Source organism: Acidovorax sp. FG42 (genome assembly GCF_057809195.1).
Map to the genome: position 1 here is coordinate 72351 of NZ_JBMDJM010000016.1, position 20175 is coordinate 92525.

At 66.5% G+C, this 20175-nt stretch carries 20 protein-coding genes and 2 pseudogenes; 11 read left to right on the forward strand and 11 right to left on the reverse strand.

Annotated features, from left to right (window positions below; genetic code table 11):
• The first annotated feature begins 38 nt into the window (after positions 1 to 38).
• Entirely contained in the window at positions 39 to 896 is an 858-nt protein-coding gene (locus tag ACODSM_RS16660) for a TauD/TfdA dioxygenase family protein (RefSeq protein WP_488806201.1), read from the forward strand.
• Between the two features lie 305 nt (positions 897 to 1201).
• Positions 1202 to 2566 carry an LLM class flavin-dependent oxidoreductase gene (locus tag ACODSM_RS16665; RefSeq protein WP_488806203.1) on the forward strand — a complete coding sequence of 455 codons (1365 nt, stop codon included), beginning with the start codon at positions 1202 to 1204 and terminating at the stop codon, positions 2564 to 2566.
• A gap of 18 nt (positions 2567 to 2584) precedes the next feature.
• Here ACODSM_RS16665 and ACODSM_RS16670 read toward each other — a convergent pair whose 3' ends face one another.
• From ACODSM_RS16670 to ACODSM_RS16680, 3 genes are all read right to left on the reverse strand, one after another.
• Positions 2585 to 3541 (reverse strand): universal stress protein, encoded by a 957-nt coding sequence (locus ACODSM_RS16670; protein WP_488806205.1) that lies wholly within the window; start codon positions 3539 to 3541, stop codon positions 2585 to 2587.
• 123 nt (positions 3542 to 3664) lie between these two features.
• The gene (locus ACODSM_RS16675) at positions 3665 to 4069 is read right to left on the reverse strand and encodes a GreA/GreB family elongation factor (protein WP_488806207.1); all 405 of its coding nucleotides are present in this window, start codon (positions 4067 to 4069) and stop codon (positions 3665 to 3667) included.
• A 424-nt stretch (positions 4070 to 4493) separates the two neighbouring features.
• Positions 4494 to 4709 carry a TOBE domain-containing protein gene (locus ACODSM_RS16680; RefSeq protein WP_015013774.1) on the reverse strand — a complete coding sequence of 72 codons (216 nt, stop codon included), beginning with the start codon at positions 4707 to 4709 and terminating at the stop codon, positions 4494 to 4496.
• A gap of 295 nt (positions 4710 to 5004) precedes the next feature.
• Between ACODSM_RS16680 and ACODSM_RS16685 the strand changes: the two are divergent.
• Positions 5005 to 5115: pseudogene (locus tag ACODSM_RS16685) on the forward strand (hypothetical protein); the annotation flags it as partial.
• Here ACODSM_RS16685 and ACODSM_RS16690 read toward each other — a convergent pair.
• The 8 genes and pseudogenes from ACODSM_RS16690 to ACODSM_RS16725 form a co-directional block, all read right to left on the reverse strand.
• A pseudogene (locus ACODSM_RS16690) lies at positions 5110 to 5538 on the reverse strand (ABC transporter ATP-binding protein); the annotation flags it as partial. The pseudogenes ACODSM_RS16685 and ACODSM_RS16690 overlap by 6 nt on opposite strands.
• 113 nt (positions 5539 to 5651) lie before the next feature.
• Positions 5652 to 6536 carry an aliphatic sulfonate ABC transporter permease SsuC gene (ssuC, locus tag ACODSM_RS16695; protein ID WP_476017772.1) on the reverse strand — a complete coding sequence of 295 codons (885 nt, stop codon included), beginning with the start codon at positions 6534 to 6536 and terminating at the stop codon, positions 5652 to 5654.
• A complete protein-coding gene (locus ACODSM_RS16700) occupies positions 6533 to 6910 on the reverse strand; it encodes a VOC family protein (protein ID WP_015013771.1) in 378 nt (125 codons plus the stop codon). The genes ssuC and ACODSM_RS16700 overlap by 4 nt, the downstream gene beginning before the upstream one ends.
• 26 nt (positions 6911 to 6936) lie before the next feature.
• Positions 6937 to 8184, reverse strand: coding sequence for an FMNH2-dependent alkanesulfonate monooxygenase (locus ACODSM_RS16705; protein WP_488806211.1), 1248 nt, complete (start codon positions 8182 to 8184; stop codon positions 6937 to 6939).
• A 46-nt stretch (positions 8185 to 8230) separates the two neighbouring features.
• Complete coding sequence (locus ACODSM_RS16710; RefSeq protein WP_172727574.1) at positions 8231 to 8371, reverse strand: hypothetical protein; 141 nt, start codon at positions 8369 to 8371, stop codon at positions 8231 to 8233.
• A gap of 24 nt (positions 8372 to 8395) precedes the next feature.
• The gene (locus ACODSM_RS16715; RefSeq protein WP_488806213.1) at positions 8396 to 9373 is read right to left on the reverse strand and encodes a sulfonate ABC transporter substrate-binding protein; all 978 of its coding nucleotides are present in this window, start codon (positions 9371 to 9373) and stop codon (positions 8396 to 8398) included.
• A gap of 170 nt (positions 9374 to 9543) precedes the next feature.
• The gene (ssuE, locus tag ACODSM_RS16720) at positions 9544 to 10134 is read right to left on the reverse strand and encodes an NADPH-dependent FMN reductase (protein ID WP_060984826.1); all 591 of its coding nucleotides are present in this window, start codon (positions 10132 to 10134) and stop codon (positions 9544 to 9546) included.
• Between the two features lie 184 nt (positions 10135 to 10318).
• A complete protein-coding gene (locus ACODSM_RS16725; protein ID WP_488806216.1) occupies positions 10319 to 11341 on the reverse strand; it encodes a sulfate ABC transporter substrate-binding protein in 1023 nt (340 codons plus the stop codon).
• 158 nt (positions 11342 to 11499) lie between these two features.
• On the opposite strand from ACODSM_RS16725, the gene ACODSM_RS16730 reads away from it, so the two are divergent.
• From ACODSM_RS16730 to ACODSM_RS16765, 8 genes are all read left to right on the forward strand, one after another.
• Positions 11500 to 11772 carry an oxidative damage protection protein gene (locus tag ACODSM_RS16730; protein ID WP_015013765.1) on the forward strand — a complete coding sequence of 91 codons (273 nt, stop codon included), beginning with the start codon at positions 11500 to 11502 and terminating at the stop codon, positions 11770 to 11772.
• Positions 11773 to 12057: 285 nt separating this feature from the next.
• The gene (gene mnmC / locus ACODSM_RS16735) at positions 12058 to 14019 is read left to right on the forward strand and encodes a bifunctional tRNA (5-methylaminomethyl-2-thiouridine)(34)-methyltransferase MnmC2/FAD-dependent 5-carboxymethylaminomethyl-2-thiouridine(34) oxidoreductase MnmC1 (protein WP_488806218.1); all 1962 of its coding nucleotides are present in this window, start codon (positions 12058 to 12060) and stop codon (positions 14017 to 14019) included.
• A gap of 131 nt (positions 14020 to 14150) precedes the next feature.
• Positions 14151 to 14954 (forward strand): sulfite exporter TauE/SafE family protein, encoded by an 804-nt coding sequence (locus ACODSM_RS16740; RefSeq protein WP_015013763.1) that lies wholly within the window; start codon positions 14151 to 14153, stop codon positions 14952 to 14954.
• A 7-nt stretch (positions 14955 to 14961) separates the two neighbouring features.
• Positions 14962 to 16746 carry a nitrite/sulfite reductase gene (locus tag ACODSM_RS16745; protein WP_488806220.1) on the forward strand — a complete coding sequence of 595 codons (1785 nt, stop codon included), beginning with the start codon at positions 14962 to 14964 and terminating at the stop codon, positions 16744 to 16746.
• Between the two features lie 36 nt (positions 16747 to 16782).
• Positions 16783 to 17169, forward strand: coding sequence for a DUF934 domain-containing protein (locus ACODSM_RS16750; RefSeq protein ID WP_209819849.1), 387 nt, complete (start codon positions 16783 to 16785; stop codon positions 17167 to 17169).
• 34 nt (positions 17170 to 17203) lie between these two features.
• Positions 17204 to 17827, forward strand: a complete 624-nt coding sequence (locus ACODSM_RS16755) for a phosphoadenosine phosphosulfate reductase domain-containing protein (RefSeq protein WP_488806222.1) — start codon at positions 17204 to 17206, stop codon at positions 17825 to 17827.
• A 15-nt stretch (positions 17828 to 17842) separates the two neighbouring features.
• Positions 17843 to 18796, forward strand: coding sequence for a sulfate adenylyltransferase subunit CysD (cysD, locus tag ACODSM_RS16760; RefSeq protein ID WP_488806224.1), 954 nt, complete (start codon positions 17843 to 17845; stop codon positions 18794 to 18796).
• Positions 18796 to 20169 (forward strand): sulfate adenylyltransferase subunit 1, encoded by a 1374-nt coding sequence (locus tag ACODSM_RS16765; protein WP_488806226.1) that lies wholly within the window; start codon positions 18796 to 18798, stop codon positions 20167 to 20169. The genes cysD and ACODSM_RS16765 overlap by 1 nt, the downstream gene beginning before the upstream one ends.
• Positions 20170 to 20175: the final 6 nt, after the last annotated feature.

Sequence of the window (20175 nt, forward strand, 5' to 3'; positions counted from 1 at the left end):
GTTCTCTTTCCACCACCCTCGTTTCAGAAAGCAGCACCATGTCCAAGATCAACGACTTGCACCCCACCTTCACCCGCTTTGCGGTGGAGCCCTACACCCCCACCATTGGCGCCGTCATCCACGACCTGGACCTGCGCCAGCCGCTGGATGCCACCACACAGGCCGAGCTGCGCCAGGCCCTGGCCGTGCACGAAGTGCTGTTCTTCCGCGACCAGCACATCACGCCGCAGCAGCAGGTGGACTTCACCCGCAGCTTTGGCAACGTGGCCGAGGTCAAGGCGTTCTTCCCCCGGCTGGAAAACCACCCCGAGATCGAGATCGTGGAGAGCACGGCCGAGCGCCCCAAGGCGTCGAGCAACTGGCACGCCGACATCACCTGGCGCGAGCAGCCGCCCCTGGGCACCAGCCTGTATGCGCAGGTGATTCCGGCCAGCGGCGGCGACACGCTGTGGGCCAGCCTCACCGCCGCCTACGCCAGCCTGCCGCCCGCCTTCCAGTCTTATCTGGAGACGCTCACGGCCGTGCACACCTGGGAGATCAGCGGCTGGACCGAGTACCTGCTGCGCAAGGACGCCAGCGGCGACGAGCTGAAGGCCGCGCGCGCCAAGTACCCGCCGGTGGAGCACCCGGTGGTGCGTGTGCACCCGGTCACAGGCAAGAAGGTGCTGTATGTGAACTCCACCTTCACCAGCCACATCAAGGGCCTGTCGCGCGTGGAGAGCGACACCCTGCTGACCCAGCTGTTTGCCCTGCCCCAGGTGCCCGAGTTCCAGGCCCGCCTGCGCTGGGCGCCAGGCACGCTGGCGGTGTGGGACAACCGCTCCACCCAGCACTACGCGGTGGGCGACTTCTTCCCGCAGCACCGCAAGCTGCATCGCATCACTATCACTGAGTAGCCCCCTGAGTCGCCTTCGGCGCCTTCCCAGGGATGTCCTGCATCACCCTCGCGAGTCGGTGGTAGTGCGGATCGGGACAGTCCGCAAGGCGTCTTTTTGCAGCCAATAGCCGAGCTATTGGCAAAAAAAGCAACGCAGCGGATGGCCCGAGGCCGCGCTATCACCGACCGTAGGGAGTGATGCAGGACATCCCCGAAGGGGGACGCACCCGGTGGCCCGGCGAAGCCGGTTCCACGGGTGCACTGGCCTGGTCCGCGCCGGTGCCGTAGGCCGCGGGCAAATCTCATAACGTTTTGGACACCCACATGACCGAACCACAAACCCCAAGAAAACTGCGCCTCGGCGCCTTCATCATGGCCACGGGCCACCACATTGCCGCGTGGCGCCACCCCGGTTCTCAGGCCGATGCGGGCGTCAATATCGACCACTACATCGAACTGGCACAGACCGCAGAGCGCGGCCTGTTCGACCAGGTGTTTGTGGCCGACAGCCCGGGCGTGTGGCACAAGGGCGACCGCGAGTCCTTCAGCCGCCAGGGGCGGCTCTCGCACTTCGAGCCCGTCACGCTGTGGGCGGCGCTCTCGGCCGTCACCAAGCACATCGGCTTTGTGGCCACGGCATCCACCACCTACGAAGACCCGTACCTGCTGGCACGCAAGTTCGCCTCGCTCGACCACATCAGCAAGGGCCGCGCGGCCTGGAACGTGGTGACCACCAGTGCAGAGAACGTGCACGGCAACTTTGGTCTGGATGCCCACCCCGACCCCGCGTTGCGGTACGAGCGCGCCCACGAGTTTGTGGATGTGGTCAAGGGCCTGTGGGACAGCTTTGACGACGACGCCTTCAGCCGCGACAAGGCCAGCGGCGTGTACTTTGACCCCGACAAGCTGCACACGCTCAACCACATCGGCAAGCACCTGAAGGTGCAGGGCCCACTCAACATCGAGCGCTCGCCCCAGGGCCACCCGGTGATCGTGCAGGCGGGCTCTTCCGAAGATGGCAAGGAGCTGGCCGCCGCCACGGCCGAGGCCATCTTCACCGCCTGGACCAGCCTGGCCGAGGCCCAGGCGTTCTACAAAGATGTGAAAGGCCGGATGGCCAAGTACGGCCGCCGGCCCGACGAGCTGCTGGTGCTGCCCGGCATCTCTCCGGTCATCGGCCGCACCGAGGAAGAAGCCCAGGCCAAGTGGGCCGAGCTGCAGGCACTGATCCACCCCAGCGTGGGCCTGGCCACGCTGGCCCCTTTCTGGCCCGGCGAAGACCTCACGCAGTGGAACCTGGACGCACCACCGCCCTATATTCCCGAGCCGCCCAAGGGCATCAACAGCCGCGCGCATGTGGTGCTGCAGTTGGCCCGCCGCGAGAACTACACCGTGCGCCAGTTGTACGAATACCTGGCCGGCGCGCGCGGCCACTGGGTGGTGGTGGGCACGCCGCAGACCATTGCAGACCGCATGCAGGAATGGTTTGAGAACGCCGCGGCCGACGGCTTCAACGTGATGCCGCCCGTGTTGCCCCAGTCGCTCAACGAGTTTGTGGACCTGGTGGTGCCGGAGCTCCAACGGCGCGGGCTGTTCCGCACTGCCTACGAAGGCACGACGCTGCGCGAGAACCTGGGCCTAGCGCGGCCTGCCAGCCGCTATGCCACACCGCTGGCCAAGGCAGCCTGACACCGGAGGCCCGCCGCGTCATGCCCCGCTCCACAGCGCAGCGGGGTTGGGATGGCTTGGCGGGCGTGGCGCACCCGCCTTGACGCGGCGCACGGGCAGGTCGGTGGCAAGGCGCTTGACAGCAGTGCCCCGGGAGGCGGTCTGAAAGCCGTGCGGTGCCACCAGCACGTCCGTGCGCGCTTCGCGCAAGATGCGTTGCGCCACGCTCTCGAAGAACCAGTCCACCCACGGGGACGCGGGATGCCTGCCCACCACAATCAGGTCGGCCCCAGCGCTTTGCTGTGCCACCAGCACCTGTCGCGCCGGATCGCCCCGGCCGATGGACGATGACAACCGATTGCGCCGCGCGTCGTACGAGTCGGTCAGCGTGAACATGCGGTCTTGCGCATGGCGCCTGCACTGCTCGCGGTAGATCTGGATGGCGCGCTCCGACACCTCGGCATACCGCAGCTTGCCCTCATTGGCGGTGCTGATGGCATGGAACAGTTCCACACGTGCGCGGGGGTGCAGTGCCAGGCCTAGCTCGACCAATCGGTGCGATGCCTGCGAAAAGTCCACCGCCACCAACAGGCTCTGGTAGGTCTGGTCCGCCGCGTTGCGCACCACGACCACGGGGCGCTGGCAAGCACGCAGCAACTGCAGGGCGGGGTGCGTGCCCCACCAGGCCCGCAGCCCCCGCTGCGGTGCCGTGCCCCACACCACCAGGTCGTGCGCGGCTGCCGCACGGGCGATGTCTGCCACCGTGCAATCCACGCGCGATACGGCCTGCACAGCGATCTGGTGACGCTGCCGCAGCTGCAGCGCATGGTGCGACAGGCGCACCGCCACATCGGGGGGAGGCACCTCACCGGGCTGGGCGACATACACCAGCTGCAACGCAGCCCGATGCTCTGCGCCCAGCAACGCCGCGCGTGCCAGCGCGTGCCCTCCCAGTTCAGAAAAATCGGTGACGACGAGGATGGAGCGAGGGGTCATGGTGGTACGTCCTTCTGTGGTGAACAACGCGCACTCCTCCAACGGCTGCCAATGTAATTGGCGCCGGTCTGGTGGGAAGTGATCTGGTGGTACGGCCCGCATCGGGCCGACGTGCGAAGGCGACTAGGTGAGGTAGTCGCCCGTGGCTTCAGGCTGGTACTGGATGCTCTCGATGGTGGCGGAGCACTCTTCGCCGTGCGGCGTTTGCCACTTGGCCATATCTCCCACCCGCAGGCCCAGCAGGCTGATGCCCACCGGCGACAGCACCGAGATAAAGCCCGCCGCAGGCTCGGCGTCCTGCGGGTAGCACAGGGTCAGCACCTGGCGCCGGTGGGTGTGCGGGTCCACCAGCTCCACGCGCGAGTTCATGGTGACCACGTCCGCACGCACGGTGCGCGGGCTGGTGATGTCGGCGTTGGCCAGCAGGTCATCCAGCAAGGGCGCTGGCCGGTTGCCGATCAGCTTGGTCAGGCGCGAATAGTCCAAATCGGTGAGCATGCGCTCGCCAGGGGTCACAACTGCATGCATACAAAGCACTCCATCGAATGCGGCGGTGCCCCGTGGGGACAAGACGGCCGCTACCGCGCTTGGCTGGTGCCCGGCGGTGGATGGTTGCGCTACAAGGGGATGAGGAGAGAGGGTGCCGCCGGGCTCAGGAATGTGCTGGCGTCAGCTGACGACGCGCGTTCTTCTTGGCCACCGCTCGCGCACAGGCCGCTGCGCGGGGCAGCGCAGCCAGGGCGGCAAAGGGGCAAACCAGAAGGGTTGTCATGGGCCCGAGTGTAGGCAACCCGGGCGGCTTTGGGGGCAATAGCCCCAGGGTTCTTACCAGATAGGGCGCAGGGCAAGACTTGGATGCGGCGAGCCGCGCTGCCTGCCAACGCGACACGCAGGCGCGTGCCACAGGATGAGGGCTGCGCAGAGCCGCATGGCCCTGCGCCCTGCTCCCGACTCACAGCTTGGCGATCGACACCTCTGTGGACTTGACCAATGCGACCACATCGGAGCCCACGACCAGGCCCAGGTCGTCCACCGAGCGGGTGGTGATGACGGAGGTCACGATGCCCCAAGGGGTTTCGACATCGACCTCGGAGACGACGTCGCCGCGAATGATCTCGCGCACTTTGCCCTTGAACTGGTTGCGAACGTTGATGGCTTGAATGGACATGGGGTTCTCCTAAAAAGTCCGTTGAAAGAAAAAGAAAAGGTGGAAAGAGGAAAGAGGTGAAAGCTCACACGGCCCAGCGCAGCCCGTGCGCCGGCACACCCGGCCAGGGGGCTTCGTGCGCCGGGTCGCCATCGGGCTTTTGCAGCACGCGGTCCAGGATGCGTTTTTCGATGGCGGCAAAGGCGGCATCGCCGTGCGAGCGCGGACGCGGCAGGTCGATGCGCTGGTCCAGCGCAATCTGGCCGTCCTCGATCAGGATCACGCGGTCGGCCAGGGCCACGGCCTCCTGCACGTCGTGGGTCACCAGCAACGCGGTAAAGCCGCTGGTGCGCCACAGGCCTTCGATCAGGCGGTGCATCTCGATGCGCGTCAGCGCATCCAGCGCGCCCAGCGGCTCGTCGAGCAACAGCAAACGCGGGTTGTGCACCAGGGCCCGTGCCAGGGCCACGCGCTGGCGCTGGCCGCCCGACAGGCGTGCCGGCCACTCGTTCAACCGGTCGCCCAGCCCCACGCGCGCCAGCACGTCGGCCGCAGCGCCGCGCCGCTCGGGCGGCAGGCCCAGGGCCACGTTGTCAGCCACACGCTTCCAGGGCAGCAGGCGCGAGTCCTGGAACATGATGCGGGTGTCACCGCTCAGGCCGTCGATGTCTTTGCCATCGATGCGGATCGCGCCGCCCGAGACGGACTCCAGGCCCGCCACCAGGCGCAGCAACGTGCTCTTGCCGCAGCCGCTGCGGCCCACGATGGCGACGAACTGGCCGGGTTCGATGACCAGGTCGGCCTTCTGGAGCACATTGCGCGCGCCGTAGCGTTTGTCCACGCCGCGCACTTCCAGGCGAACGCCCTGGGGTTGTAAAGATGAACTTGTGGTCAAAAAGGTCTCCTGCGCTAGTGGCTATTGCGCCAGCAGCTATAAAAATGTGAGTATCCAAGCGCGCAGCATCAAGCCTGGTAACCGGGATGCCAGCGCAGCCAGTAACGTTCGAGCCCCTTGGCAAACACATCGGCCAGCTTGCCCAGCAGCGCGTACAGCAAGATGCCCACGAGCACGATGTCGGTTTGCAGAAACTCGCGCGCATTCATCGTGAGGTAGCCGATGCCCGCCTGTGCCGAGATGGTCTCGGCCACGATCAGGATCACCCACATCAGGCCCAGCGAGAAGCGCAGGCCCACCAGGATGCTGGAGAGCGCGCCGGGCAGGATGATTTGCTGGTACAGCTGCCAGCGCCCCAGGCCGTAAGTGCGGCCCATCTCGATCAGGCCCGGGTCCACATTGCGGATGCCGTGGAAGGTGTTGAGGTAGATCGGAAAGAACACCGACACGCTGATGAGAAACAGCTTGGCCGATTCGTCAATGCCGAACCACAGGATCACCAGCGGAATGAGCGCCAGTGCTGGAATGTTGCGCACCATCTGTATGGTGGAGTCGAGCAGCGTCTCGAACAGCTTGACCGAACCGGTCAGCAGGCCCAGCAGCAGCCCCAGGCCGCCGCCAATCGCCAGCCCGGCCAGCGCACGGCCCGCGCTGACCTTGACGTGCGTCCACAGCTCGCCCGACAGGGTCAATGTCCAGGCAGCCTTCACCACCTCCAGCGGCGCGGGCAGCACGCGGGTGGAGAGCCATCCTTGCGACGAGGCGATCTGCCACAGCACGATGAGGCCCACCGGCACGGCCCATGGCAGCAGGCGCCGCGCCACGCTGGCAAAAAATCTGGCCACAGGTGCGGGCAGAAGGGGGCCGTCGAGCGGATGGTCGATGGTGTCGGCAATGGGTGGCGAGACCTGCAGCTCGCGCACGGGCACCGTGTTTGTCTGGGCCTGTGTCATGGCGATATTTCCTGGGGATCGTTGTCGGGCTCCAAGAACTCCAGCTGGTTGCCCGCCGGGTCCTTGACGTAAAAGCGCAGGTAGCCAGGCAGCGCACGGTTTTCCACCAGCGGCAGTTCGGCCTGTAGCAGGCGGTGGCGCAGTGCGGGCAAGTCCTGCACCTCAAAGGCCAGGTGCGACACGGCGGGTGCGGGCTGCCAGTGCTCGGTGGGCACCAGGTCGATGCGCTGCGTGCCGGCCACAAAACGCAGGGCCTTGCTGGCGTTCAGCCGCACCTCGGGCAGGCCCAGCAGGCTGCTGTAAAAGCGCCGGATGGGCGCCTCGGCACCGGCCGGGAACGGCAGCTGCACATGGTTGATGGACTGGATGGACATGGGCGGTCTCCTGGGCAGCGCTGCACTCAGCTTTGGGATGCGCGCGGTACAAAGTCATTGGCCACGGTTTCGCCAAACGGGCCCAGCGGGTTGCCGCCCGCAAGCTTCTCGCGCACGTCCACGGGCAACAGCGGGAACACCAGCTCGGCAAAGCGGTAGGCCTCTTCTAGGTGCGGGTAGCCCGAGAGCACAAAGGTGTCGAGCCCCAGCGCGGCGTATTCCTCGATGCGCGCGGCCACGGTCTGCGGGTCGCCCACCAGCGCCGTGCCTGCACCGCCCCGCACCAGGCCCACACCGGCCCAGAGGTTGGGGCTGATCTCCAGGTCGGCCCGCGTGCGCCCAATCGCCGACGGGCCGCCCCTAGGCGATTGCGCCCCCTCGGGGGGCAGCGAGGACACGCCAGTGCCGAGCGTGGGGGCCTTATTCCTGGCGCCGGCATGCAGCCGCGCCATGCGGCGCTGGCCTTCGGAATCCATGCGCGCAAACACGGCCTGCGCGCGTGCCACGGTCACGTCGTCCACATGGCTGATGAGTTCTTCGGCCGCCTGCCAGGCCTGGTCTTCGGTCTCGCGCACGATGACGTGCAGGCGGATGCCGAACTTCACGGTGCGCCCATGCTTTGCAGCACGGGCGCGCACGTCGGCCACCTTCTTGGCCACTTCGGCAGGCGGCTCGCCCCAGGTCAGGTAGGTCTCGACCTGCTCGGCCGCCAGGTCGTGGGCGGCATCGGACGAGCCCCCAAAGTACACCGGCGGGTGCGGCTGCTGCAGGGGCGGAAACAGCAGCTTGGCGCCCTTCACGCTGAGATGCTGGCCGTCGTAGTCGAACGATTCACCGCTGTGGCTGCGCGCAAGGATCTCGCGCCAGATGCGGATGAACTCGGCGGACTGCTCGTAGCGCGTGGCGTGGTCCAGAAACACGCCGTCGCCCTCCAGCTCGGTCTGGTCGCCACCGGTGACCAGGTTGATGAGCAGTCGCCCGCCCGAGAGGCGGTCGAACGTGGCCGCCATGCGCGCAGCCAGCGCCGGCTGGTGCAGGCCGGGGCGTACCGCCACCAAAAATTTGAGCTTCTTGGTCACGGCGATCAGGCTGGATGCAACCACCCAGGGGTCTTCGCAAGAGCGCCCGGTGGGGATCAAAACGCCCTCGTAGCCCAGGCTGTCGGCGGCCACCGCCACCTGTTGGAGGTAGTCATGGCTGAGCTGGCGTGCGCCTTTGGCGGTGCCAAGGTAGCGGCTGTCGCCGTGGGTGGGAATGAACCAGAAAATTTGCATGGCACAGGTCTTTTCAAAGCGGTATCTCAACGAGGTCCGTACGGGGTCAGTAGGAGATGGCAAAGCCGAACTGGGGCGCGCGCAGGGCCCCGCGTCGCTGCTGCAGGTTCAGCCCCCAGGCGGCGGCCGTGACGCACAGCACGCGCCGCAGTTGGGCGTGCAACGGGAAAGGCATGGGGGCAGGCATGGGCAGCTCCTTGGGCAAAGGCGGTTACAGCAGATCGACCGGCGCGGCGTGCAGCAGGTTGAGCTTTTTGGGAATCAGCTTCAGGTCGAAGAAGGTGTCGGCAATCGATTGCTGCTCGGCCAGGATCTCGCGCGTGACCGGGGCCGTGCCGAAACGGGCGCGGTTCAGGTACAGCTCGGTGATGGATTTGTCGAGGCCCAGCACGGCCGACAGCTCGGCAGCGGCGGCTTCCTTGTTTTTGGACGCCCAGGTGTCGATGGCGTTGACCTCTTCGATCGCGATGCGCAGCACATCGGAGTTCTTGGTTGCGAAGTCGCGCGAGGTGAAGTAGTAGGCGCGGTTGTTGACCACGCCCGTGGCGTCGGCCAGCAGGCGGGCGTCGAGCGTCTTTTGCGCGGCGGCCAGGAACGGGTCCCAGATGATCCAGGCATCGACCGCGCCCTTTTCAAACGCGGCCCGCGCGTCGGCCGGGGCCAGGAAGACGGACTGCACATCGGCGTATTTCAGGCCGTGTTTCTCCAGCAGCTTGACCAAAAAATACTGCACGTTGGAGCCCTTGTTGTAGGCCACGCGCTTGCCCTTGAGGTCGGCCACGCTGCGGATGGGTGAGTCCTTGGGCACGATCACGGCCTCCAGCGCGGGGCGAGGCACGGTGGCACCGGCGTACACCAGCGGCGCGCCTGCGGCCTGGGCAAAGATGGGTGGGGCTTCGCCCACGTCGCCAAAGTCGATGGAGCCGACGTTGAGCGCTTCAAGCTGCACGGGGCCGGCGTTGAATTCCGTCCAGGTGACTTTGACACCCAGCGGGGCCAGGCGCTTTTCGAGCGTGCCGCGGCCCTTCAGGATGGAGAGCCAGCCCTTTTGGTGGCCCACGCGCAGAACGCGGGGCGCGCCGGAGGACTGGGCCCAAGAGGTAGCAGGGAGCGCTGCCGCAGCGGCAGTGGCAGCACTGGCGGCCAGCAGGTGGCGGCGTTGCAGGGAAAAGCGGTTCAGTTCGTTCATGGTGCAGGTTCCAGCAGCAAATCGGGTGAGGGGAGCACCGGGCGGGCTGACAGCAGGCGGCACACCGCCCTGCCCGCGCACCCGGCGCAGCAAAAATCAAAAATGGAAATAAATGAAGGGGAAGGAAGGTGGCGCTGGCACTGCGGGACTGCCGCAGCGCCGGGCCTGCGTCAGACGCTACATCGCACGTCAGCGAAGTTGACCGGCGCAAACCGCGTGGCCTGGGCGGGTGATGGGCGCAGGGTTTCGGTCACCAGCACGTTCACCGCATCGTCCAGCCGGGCGGCAATGTCGGCCTGCACGTGGTAGGTGCCCTCGGGCGTCAGCGTGACCTGGGCATCGGTGGCGTAGATGCCGGGCAGGATGCTTTTGGCGCCCAGCGACTGCAGCACGGGGCGCAGCGCGTAGTCCAGCGCCAGCATGTGGTGCGGGCTGCCACCCGTGGCCAAGGGCAGCACGGTCTTGCCCTTGAGGGCGGTTTGCGGCAGCAGGTCCAGAAAAACCTTGAGCACGCCGCTGTACGCCGCCTTGTAGACGGGGGTGGCCACCACCAGCACGCTGGCATCGGCCACCTGGTCGATGGCGCTGACCACCGTGGGGTGCCCAAAGTCGGCCAGCAGCAGCGCCTGGGGCGAGAGGTCGCGGATGTGGATGCGGTCCACCAGCGCACCGCGCACCGAGAGGCGCTGGGCCACGGCGTCGAGCAAGGCGGCGGAGCGGGAGCGCTCCGAGGGGCTGCCGGCGATGAGCAAGGCGGACATGGTGTGGATTCCTTGAATACTATGGTTTTGATAGCTGTCAGCGCATGTTTGACTAACGCTTGAGCCTGTTTTCATTCAAAAAGGGCGAGCAACGCCCCGCCCGGCCCGCTGGGGCCTGGCTTGTTGCACGGAGACGGGGCGCCATCCCCCCGCACACGAAAGGCGGGTGGACTGGCTGGCTTACCTACTTGCGGGTGTAGATCTGGTCAAAGCTGGCGTTGTCCGCAAAGTGGTCCTTGGCCGCCTTGTCCCAGCCACCGAACGCGTCGTTGATGGTGAACAGGTTCAGCTTGGGGAACTGCTTGGCGTACTTGGCCTTGGCCTTTTCAGACACGGCGGGGCGGTAGAAATGTTTGCCCGCAATGTCCTGGCCTTCTTCGGTGTACAGGTACTGCAGGTAGGCCTCGGCCACGGCACGGGTGCCCTTCTTGTCCACGTTCTTGTCCACCACCGACACGGCGGGCTCGGCCAGGATGGAGATCGACGGGGCGATCACATCGAACTTGGTGCCGAACTCTTTTTCGAGCAGGTAGGCCTCGTTCTCCCACGCAATCAGCACGTCGCCCTGGTTGCGCTGCGCAAACGTGATGGTGGAGCCGCGTGCGCCAGTGTCGAGCACGGGCACGTTGCCATACAGCTTGGCCACGAAGTCCTTGGCCTTGGCGTCACCACCGTATTTGCGCTTGGCAAATTCCCACGCGGCCAGGTAGTTCCAGCGCGCGCCGCCGGAGGTCTTGGGGTTGGGCGTGATCACCTTCACATCGGGGCGCACCAGGTCGTCCCAGTCCTTGATGCCCTTGGGGTTGCCCTGGCGCACCACCAGCACGATGGTGGAGGTGTAGGGCGAGCTGTTGTGCGGCAGGCGCTTTTGCCAGTCCTTGGGAATCCAGCCGCCATTGGTATGCAGGGCATCGGTGTCGCCCGCCAGGGCCAGCGTGGCCACATCGGCTTCCAGCCCGTCGATGATGGAGCGCGCCTGTTTGCCCGATCCGCCGTGGCTTTGCTTGATGGTCACGTCCTGGCCCGTCTTGGCCTTCCAGTGCTTGGCAAAGGCTTGGTTGAACTCCACATACAGCTCGCGGGTCGGGTCGTACGACACATTGAGCAGCGTCACAGACTGTGCAAACGACGGCAATGCCGTCAGGGCCAAACTGCCCACCAAGGCAGCGGCAAAAGGAAACTTGATAAAGTCGCGGCGAAAGTTCATGGAAGGGCCTCTTTTATGAATGTGTTGCGGTGCAAAACACCGATGGAACGCATTCTGGAAGGCCCTCTTCAAAACTGGAACTACTGAGATTTCAGTTCTTAATATCCAAATCATCTGAGCGAAGCCTTTTTCGCTCGCCCCCACTTCAAGGAATTCCCATGGCACGCACCGTTCAATGCATCAAGCTCGGCAAGGAAGCCGAAGGCCTCGACTTTCCGCCCTACCCCGGCGAACTGGGCAAACGAATCTGGGAAAGCGTGAGCAAGGAAGCCTGGGCGGGCTGGCTCAAGCACCAGACGATGCTGGTCAATGAAAACCGGCTGAACCTGGCCGATGCCCGTGCCCGCCAGTATTTGGCACGCCAGATGGAAAACCACTTTTTTGGCAGCGGCGCAGACGCCGCGGCGGGCTACGTCCCGCCCAGCGCGTAACGGAGCGACGCGAAGTGCAGCGCTGCAAAAAGTGGTTTCGCCAAAACCATTTCTTTGGTGGGGCGCAGACGCTGCGGCGGGCTACGTCCCGCCCAGCGCGTAAATAAAGAGCACCCCCCTGAGCGGCTACGCCGCTTCCCCCCGCTCTCGTAGCGTTGCACGCTACGGGCAGGGAGACTCAGCCCTCGCTGCGGGGCGCCCCTTGCTTGGCTGCCCTGGCCTGGGCCGCGCCAGTGACGCAGGTCAAGGGCGATGCAAGCGCCGCAAACCTCCAGTCCCCACCCCATGTCTGAGCCCATCGACTGGTTGCCCGACGGCACCCCCTACAGCCCCCGCTTCGGCGACCGCTACCACAGTGAAAACGGTGGCCTGGACCAGGCCCGCCGTGTGTTTTTGCACGGCTGCGGCCTGCCCGAGGCCTGGGCCGGGCAGTCGCAATGGCGCATTCTGGAGACCGGTTTTGGCTTTGGCCTGAACTTCCTGGTGACCTGGGCGGCCTGGCGGGCCGACCCGCAGCGCCCCACGCTGCTGCACTTCGTATCGACCGAGGCCTGGCCCGTGAGCGCGGCCGACCTGCTGCGCGCCACCTCGGTCCACCCCGAGCTGGCGCCGCTGGCCGAAGCACTGCACCAGCAATGGTGGGGCCTGCTGCCGGGCGTGCACCGGCTGCGCTTTGATGAAGGCCGGGTGCTGCTCACCCTGTACGTGGGCGACACCCAGGCCATGCTGCGCCAGCAGAACCTGACGGTGGACTCCATCTACCTCGACGGCTTCAGTCCCCAGCGCAACCCCGACAGCTGGGACCTGCACACTCTGAAGGCCGTGGCACGCTGTTGTCGGCGCGGCACCCGCCTGGCCACCTGGACCATCGCGCGTGCCGTGCGTGATGCCCTGGCGCAATGTGGCTTTGAAGTGACCCGCGTGCCCGGCGTGCCACCCAAGCGCGACAACCTGCATGCCACCTTCAACCCGCGCTGGGAACCGCGCACCTCACGCCAAGCAGAGGCGGCGCCGCCCCCCTCCCCGCCCGGCCCCTGCATCGTGATCGGTGGCGGTATTGCGGGCGCCGCCGCCGCTGCCAGCCTGGCCCGGCGCGGCTGGCAGGTGCAGGTGCTGGACCAGGCCGCTGAGCCCGCTGCGGGCGCATCGGCCCTGCCCGCCGGTGTGTTCGCCCCCCATGTGTCGCCCGACGACAGCGTGCTGTCGCGCCTGTCGCGCAGCGGCATCCGCACCACGCTCGAGCAGGCCCGCTGGCTGCTGAATGAGGGGGTGGACTGGGCGCACAGCGGCGTGCTGGAGCACCGCACCGACGGCAGCCCCGGCCTGTCGCCCGATTGGACCCAGGGGCCGGGCGCCGCCTGGAGCGAGCCTGCGCCATCTGCTGCCCTGGCAGCCGCCCAGTTGCCGCCTGACGCGACGGCCTGCTGGCACCACCAGGCGGGCTGGGTGCGCCCGGCGCGCCTGGCCAAGGCCTTGCTGGGCCAGCCCGGCATTCAATGGCGGGGGAATTGCGCAGTGGCCCAGTTGCGGCGTGTGGAAGCAGCCTCCACTGCGCACGGCCCCGCCACTACCACCTGGCAGGCACTCGATGCCCAGGGCCAGGTGCTGGCCGAGGCGCCCACCGTGGTCATTGCTGCAGGCGCAGGCAGCCTGGCCCTGCTGAACCACCGCTGGCCCCTGCAGCCGGTGCGCGGGCAGGTGTCGTGGGGCCAACATGCCGACCCGGCAGCGCTCCTGCGGCCATGGATTCCGTTCCCGGCCAACGGCAATGGGAACCTGGTGCCCCGGTTCCCGCTGGGCGATCAAGCCGATGGCGACCAGGGCTGGGTGATGGGCTCCACCTTTGAGCGCGATGTGCAGGCCCTGCCGCCCAGCGCCACCGACATCCAAGCCGCCCACGCCACCAACTGGGCCAAGCTGCAGGGCCTGCTGCCCGGCATCGCCCCCCAGCTAAAACCATTGTTCGCCCAGGCACTGAACGCCCCGGCTCTACAGCCCGCCGCAGGGGAGCCCCCCGCCCTGCGCACCTGGGCCGCCGTGCGTTGCACAGCGCCCGACCGCCTGCCCATCGTGGGCCCGGTGGATGCAGCCCAGCTGCCGGGCCTGTGGACCAGCACGGCCATGGGCGCGCGCGGGCTGACGCTTGCGCTCCTGTGCGGCGAACTGCTCGCGGCCCGGCTGCAGGGCGAGCCGCTGCCGCTGGATGCGCGGCTAGCCAAAGCGCTGGGCACCGAGCGGCTGCAATAGATCCAGCACGGCGGGCGGCTCCAGCATCCCCCCTGCCAGCCCGCGCCAATCCTTACTTATAAACAAATCGACATATTGGCAGAGCAAAACAATAGTTTGCATCCATAAGAAGCCCCTCTACATTCGCCGCCATGCATGAATTGGCGTTTGTTTTTGCGGGCTTTGCCGTTGGGCTCATCGTGGGCCTGACCGGTGTGGGTGGCGGCTCGCTCATGACGCCGATCCTGATCTTCTTCTTCGGCATCAAGCCCCACATGGCCGTGGGCACCGATTTGCTGTTTGCAGCCTTCACCAAGATGGGCGGCACCGTCAGCCTGGCCCGCCAGCGTCTGGTGCCCTGGAAAGTGGTGGGCCAGCTGTGCGCAGGCAGCATTCCTGCCGCCCTGCTGGCGCTGTGGGCGCTGCATACCCTGGGCCCGGCCAGCGCCACCGCCCAGCGCATCATGACCACCACGCTGGGTTTTGCCCTGCTGCTCACGGCCGCCGCCACGCTCTACAAGGCCATTGTTTTCTCTGCCCAGCGCCAGGCCGCACAAAACGCCGCACGCAAGGCCCACACCGGCGACGCCACCCGCCCGCGCCACTGGAGCCTGCCCGTGCTGCTGGGCGCCGTCATCGGCACGCTGGTCACCTTCACCTCCGTAGGCGCGGGCGCCATCGGCGTCACGGTGTTGCTGCTGGTCTACCCCCTGCTGCCGCTGCCGCGCATCATCGGCGCCGACATCGCCTACGCCGTTCCGCTGACCCTGGTGGCGGGCCTGGGCCATGCCTCGCTGGGCTCGGTGGACTGGCCTTTGCTTGCACAATTGCTGGCTGGCTCGCTGCCGGGCATCTGGCTGGGCTCGCGCCTGGTCACCCGCACGCCTGAGCGCCTGATTCGCTCCGCCTTGTCCCTTTTGCTGGCCTGGGCAGGCTTCAAACTGATTCTGATCTGAGTCCCCTATGTACCAATACACCGCTTTCGACACCCAGTTCGTGCAACAGCGTGCCGCGCAGTTCCGTGATCAGCTCACGCGCTGGCAGACGGGCAAGCTGAGCGAGGACGACTTCCGCCCCCTGCGCCTGCAAAACGGCTGGTATGTGCAACGCTACGCCCCCATGCTGCGCGTGGCCGTGCCCTACGGCGAGATCGCCAGCCGCCAGCTGCGCGTGCTGGCGCAGATTGCCCGCGAATACGACGAGCCCGAAGCCGCCGTCTTCAAGGCCGCCATGGAAGGCCAGGGCAAGCTGGGCACCACCTTCTTGCCCAAGAACTGCGCCCACTTCACCACCCGCACCAATGTGCAGTTCAACTGGATTCCGCTGTCCAAGAGCGCGGATGTGATGGACCTGCTCGCCAGCGTCAACCTGCACGGCATCCAGACCAGCGGCAACTGCATCCGCAACACCACCACCGACGCGCTGGCAGGCATCGCCGTGGACGAGATCGTGGACCCGCGCCCCTATGCGGAGCTGATCCGCCAGTGGTCCACGCTGCACCCCGAGTTCGCGTTCTTGCCCCGCAAGTTCAAGATCGCCATCACCGGCGCCAAGGACGACCGCGCAGCCACCGGTTGGCACGACGTGGGCCTGCACCTGGTCAAGAACGATGCGGGTGAGATCGGCTTCAAGGTGTTTGTGGGCGGTGGCATGGGCCGCACGCCGGTGATTGGCACCGTGATCCGCGAGTTCCTGCCCTGGAACCAGATCATGAATTACATCGAGGCCATCGTGCGCGTGTACAACGAGCACGGCCGCCGCGACAACAAGTACAAGGCCCGTATCAAGATTCTGGTGAAGTCCGAAGGCCAGCAGTACATCGACGATGTGGAAGCCGAATACCGCCAGATTCTGGAGATCGACGGCGGCCCCCACACCATCCCGCAGGCCGAATTTGACCGCGTGGCCGCCTGCTTTGTGGCACCGAAGCTGGCTGACATTGCCGATGTGGCGCCAGAGGCCCTGCAAGCACAGCTGGACGCACAGGCCGCAGACCACGTGATGTTTGGCCGCTGGCTGCAGCGCAATGTGCACCCGCACCAGAACCCGCAACTGCGCGCCGTAACGCTGTCGTTCAAGCGCCCCGGCCAGTCGCCCGGCGATGCGACCAGCGACCAGCTTATCGCCCTGGCCGACCTGGTGGACAAGTATTCCGCCGGTGAAGCCCGCGTGACGCACGACCAGAACGTGCTGCTGCCCTGGGTGCACGCCAGCCGCCTGTTCGACCTGTGGCAAGAAGCCAAGGCCCTGGGCCTGGCCAGCGCCAACGTGCAGTTGCTCACCGACATGATTGCCTGCCCCGGCGGCGACTTCTGCGCGCTGGCCAACGCCCGCTCGCTGCCGATTGCCGAGGCCATCACCCAGCGCTACCAGGACCTGGACGAGCTGGACGACATTGGCGAAATCGACCTGCACATCAGCGGCTGCATCAACAGCTGCGGCCACCACCACAGCGGCCACATCGGCATCCTGGGCGTCGATAAAGACGGCAAGGAGTGGTACCAGGTCACGCTGGGCGGCTCGGATGGTTCCGACCTGTCGGGCGCTGCCGTGGCCGGCAAGGTGATTGGCCCCTCGTTCTCGGCCGCCGAAGTGCCGGACGTGATCGAGGCCGTGCTGAACACCTACCGCGACCTGCGCGAAAGCGGCGAGACCTTCCAGAACACCGTGCGCCGCACCGGCCTCGACCCCTTCAAGGAAGCCGCCAAGCTCGCCCGCCACAAAGACGAAACCCTGGCCACGGCCTGAAGCCGCACTGCCCCTGATCCCGGAACGATGATGAACCTGAAACTTCTCGCATCCCACGAACACCAGCCCCCGGCAGAAGGCGACGCCCGCGCGGTGGCGCTGGCCAACGATGCCGACGCCCTGGCCCTGCCGCTGGAAGGCGTGGAACGTGTGGACCTGCACTTCCCCAACTTCACCGACGGCCGCGCGTTCAGCCAGGCCTTCCTGCTGCGCCGCCGCCGTGGCTTCAAGGGCGAAATCCGCGCCACCGGTGATGTGCTGATCGACCAGCTGGTGCAGATGCAGCGCACCGGCTTTTCGAGCGCTGTGTTGCGCGAGGGCGTGGACGCTGCCGATGCGCAGCGCCAGTTTGAACGCTTCCCCGGCTTCTACCAGGGCGACGCCGTGAACCCCCAACCCCTGTTTGCCGCCAAGGCCGCCTGACAGGCGCACCGCACCGAAACACGAGCCCCTCACCATGAGTCACATCGATCTCGCAAGTATCAACGCCGACCTGGGCCGCAACGCGCCCGCCCTGGTGGAATGGGCCCTGGGCCTGGGCAAGACCAGCATCGTCACCACCAACTTTCGGCCTTTTGAAGCCGTTATCCTGCACATGGTCACTCAGGTGAACCCTGACGTCCCCGTGGTGTGGATGGACAACGGCTACAACACCGAAGCCACTTACCGCTTTGCCGACGAGGTGACCAAGCAACTGGGCCTGAACCTCAAGATTTACCTGCCCCTGCGTTCGCGCGCCCATCGTGAAGCTGTGGACGGCCCCACGCCCGCGCTGGACGACCCGCGCCACGCCGCCTTCACCGAAGAAGTGAAGCTCGAACCCTTTGCCCGCGCCCTGCGCGAGACCGCGCCCGAAGTCTGGTTCACCGCCCTGCGTGCTACCGACACCGCCGTGCGCGCCCAAATGGACCCCGTGAGCATCAACCCCGACGGGCTCATCAAGGTAGCGCCGCTGCTGCACTGGTCGTCCAAAGACTTGTACGAATACTGCGTGAAGCACGGCCTGCCCAACAACTTCGACTACGTGGACCCGACCAAGGGTGAAGACAACCGCGAGTGCGGCTTGCACCTCGCCCACTGACCCCCAGGCCCGACCATGAACGCCCGCACCGACTCAGCGCTGCTTGAGAAAACCAACGATATGAGCTATCACCTCAACAACTCGCACCTCGACGCCCTGGAAGAAGAAACCATCTTCATCCTGCGCGAGGTCGCCGCCGCTTTCGAGCGCCCCGCCCTGCTGTTTTCGGGCGGCAAGGATTCGCTGGTCATGCTCAAGTGCGCCGAAAAGGCGTTTGGCGCGGGCCGCATTCCTTACCCGCTCTTGATGATCGACACGGGCCACAACTTCCCTGAAGTGACGGACTTCCGCGACTTCCGCGCGAAGGAGCTGGGTGCGGAGCTGATCGTGCGCAGCGTGGAAGATTCCATGGCGCGCGGCACCGTGCGCCTGGCCCACCCCGGCGAATCGCGCAATGTGCACCAGTCCGTCACGCTGCTCGAAGCGATCGAAGAGTTCCGCTTTGACGCCCTCATCGGCGGCGCCCGCCGCGATGAAGAAAAGGCCCGCGCCAAGGAGCGCATCTTCAGCCACCGCGACAGCTTCGGCCAATGGCAGCCCAAGGCCCAGCGCCCCGAGCTGTGGACGCTGTTCAACACCCGCCTGCAGCCCGGGGAGCACTTCCGCGTGTTCCCCATCAGCAACTGGACCGAGCTGGATGTGTGGCAGTACATCGACCGCGAGCAGATCGGCCTGCCCAGCATCTACTACACGCACAAGCGCCAGGTGGTGGACAAGAAGGGCCTGCTGATGCCCGTGACCGAGCTGACCCCCGCGCGCGATGGCGAGGTGGTGGAAACGCGCGACGTGCGCTTCCGCACCGTGGGCGATATCACCTGCACCGCACCGGTGGAGAGCACCGCCGCCACCCCGGCCGAGATCGTCATCGAGACCCTGGCCGCCGACGTGAGCGAGCGCGGCGCCACGCGCATGGACGACAAGACATCGGATGCTTCGATGGAGAAGCGCAAGAAGGACGGGTATTTCTGATGACCGCTATCAATTCAATAGCTGCCAGCGCAAATAACACTAGCGCTACCAGCCAAAACGACCATATCTCCGCCCTCAAGTTCATCACTTGTGGTTCCGTCGATGACGGCAAGAGCACGCTGATTGGCCGCCTGCTGGTGGACAGCAAGGCCGTGTTGCAAGACCATCTGGCCGGCGTACAGCGCCAGGGCGAGACCGACCTGGCCCTGCTGACCGACGGCCTCTCCGCCGAGCGCGAACAGGGCATCACCATCGACGTGGCCTACCGCTACTTCGCCACCGAAGAGCGCAAGTTCATCATCGGCGACGCGCCCGGCCACGAGCAGTACACCCGCAACATGGTCACGGCCGCCAGCAGCGCCGACGCCGCCGTGGTGCTGGTCGATGCCACCAAGCTCGACTGGAAAAACCCCGGCCTGGCCCTGCTGCCGCAGACCCGCCGCCACAGCCTGCTGGTGCACCTGCTGCGCGTGCATTCGCTGGTGTTTGCCGTGAACAAGCTCGACGCGGTAGAAGACCCCGCGCTGGCCTGGAAGCACATCCAAGGCGCCCTGGATGCCTTTGCGAAGGCCGCCGGCATTACCGTGCGTGCCACGGTGCCAGTGTCCGCCCTCAAGGGCTGGAACGTGGTCGATGCCCATGCCGGCTGGTGCGGCTACACCGGCCCCACGCTGCTGCAAGTGCTGGAAGAGTTGCCCAACACCCCAGCCGACACAGCGCTGGCACCAGCCTTCCCCCTGCAGTGGGTCGAGAAGTTCTCGTCCTCGTCGGACACCAGCCAGGGCCGCCGCGTGTTCTGGGGCCGCGTGGCCGCAGGCCGCTTTGCGCCCGGCACCGCCGTACAGATCTTCCCCAGCGGCCAGCTGGCCACCGTGGCCCAGGTGCTGGACCACGCCCGCCGCCCCAAGGACGTGCCCGCAGGCACCAGCGCCGGCATCATCCTGGACCGCGAGGTGGACGTATCGCGCGGCGACTGGATTCTGGCCGCGCCCACGGCTGCTGCAGCGCCGGTTGCCGACGACGACTTTGGCGACACACCCGCTGCCGCCCCGGCCTGGCCCGCCAGCCGCGAGCTGCGCACCACCATCGCCTGGATGGACGACGAGCCCCTGGTCGCGGGCCGCGTGTACTGGGCGCTGCATGGCCACCGCTGGGTCAAGGCCAAGGTCAAGGCCGTGGTGCACAAGCTCAACATCAACACGCTGGCCGAAGAAGCTGCCACGCAGCTCGACCCCAACGCCATCGGCCATGTGGAACTGCTGCTGCAAGAGGCGATTCCCGCTGCGCCGTTCACCCAGGCCCGCGTGCTCGGATCGCTGATCCTGGTGGACACCGCCAGCCACAAAACTGCGGGCGCCGTGCTGGTCAACTGATGGGCC

Excerpts from the sequence above, each read along its gene's own strand:
- ACODSM_RS16660 (WP_488806201.1), top strand. The coding sequence starts at position 39 with ATGTCCAAGATCAACGACTTGCACCCCACCTTCACCCGCTTTGCGGTG.
- ACODSM_RS16665 (WP_488806203.1), top strand. The coding sequence starts at position 1,202 with ATGACCGAACCACAAACCCCAAGAAAACTGCGCCTCGGCGCCTTCATC.
- ACODSM_RS16670 (WP_488806205.1), bottom strand. The coding sequence starts at position 3,541 with ATGACCCCTCGCTCCATCCTCGTCGTCACCGATTTTTCTGAACTGGGA.
- ACODSM_RS16675 (WP_488806207.1), bottom strand. The coding sequence starts at position 4,069 with ATGCATGCAGTTGTGACCCCTGGCGAGCGCATGCTCACCGATTTGGAC.
- ACODSM_RS16680 (WP_015013774.1), bottom strand. The coding sequence starts at position 4,709 with ATGTCCATTCAAGCCATCAACGTTCGCAACCAGTTCAAGGGCAAAGTG.
- ssuC (WP_476017772.1), bottom strand. The coding sequence starts at position 6,536 with ATGACACAGGCCCAGACAAACACGGTGCCCGTGCGCGAGCTGCAGGTC.
- ACODSM_RS16700 (WP_015013771.1), bottom strand. The coding sequence starts at position 6,910 with ATGTCCATCCAGTCCATCAACCATGTGCAGCTGCCGTTCCCGGCCGGT.
- ACODSM_RS16705 (WP_488806211.1), bottom strand. The coding sequence starts at position 8,184 with ATGCAAATTTTCTGGTTCATTCCCACCCACGGCGACAGCCGCTACCTT.
- ACODSM_RS16710 (WP_172727574.1), bottom strand. The coding sequence starts at position 8,371 with ATGCCTGCCCCCATGCCTTTCCCGTTGCACGCCCAACTGCGGCGCGTG.
- ACODSM_RS16715 (WP_488806213.1), bottom strand. The coding sequence starts at position 9,373 with ATGAACGAACTGAACCGCTTTTCCCTGCAACGCCGCCACCTGCTGGCC.
- ssuE (WP_060984826.1), bottom strand. The coding sequence starts at position 10,134 with ATGTCCGCCTTGCTCATCGCCGGCAGCCCCTCGGAGCGCTCCCGCTCC.
- ACODSM_RS16725 (WP_488806216.1), bottom strand. The coding sequence starts at position 11,341 with ATGAACTTTCGCCGCGACTTTATCAAGTTTCCTTTTGCCGCTGCCTTG.
- ACODSM_RS16730 (WP_015013765.1), top strand. The coding sequence starts at position 11,500 with ATGGCACGCACCGTTCAATGCATCAAGCTCGGCAAGGAAGCCGAAGGC.
- mnmC (WP_488806218.1), top strand. The coding sequence starts at position 12,058 with ATGTCTGAGCCCATCGACTGGTTGCCCGACGGCACCCCCTACAGCCCC.
- ACODSM_RS16740 (WP_015013763.1), top strand. The coding sequence starts at position 14,151 with ATGCATGAATTGGCGTTTGTTTTTGCGGGCTTTGCCGTTGGGCTCATC.
- ACODSM_RS16745 (WP_488806220.1), top strand. The coding sequence starts at position 14,962 with ATGTACCAATACACCGCTTTCGACACCCAGTTCGTGCAACAGCGTGCC.
- ACODSM_RS16755 (WP_488806222.1), top strand. The coding sequence starts at position 17,204 with ATGAGTCACATCGATCTCGCAAGTATCAACGCCGACCTGGGCCGCAAC.
- cysD (WP_488806224.1), top strand. The coding sequence starts at position 17,843 with ATGAACGCCCGCACCGACTCAGCGCTGCTTGAGAAAACCAACGATATG.
- ACODSM_RS16765 (WP_488806226.1), top strand. The coding sequence starts at position 18,796 with ATGACCGCTATCAATTCAATAGCTGCCAGCGCAAATAACACTAGCGCT.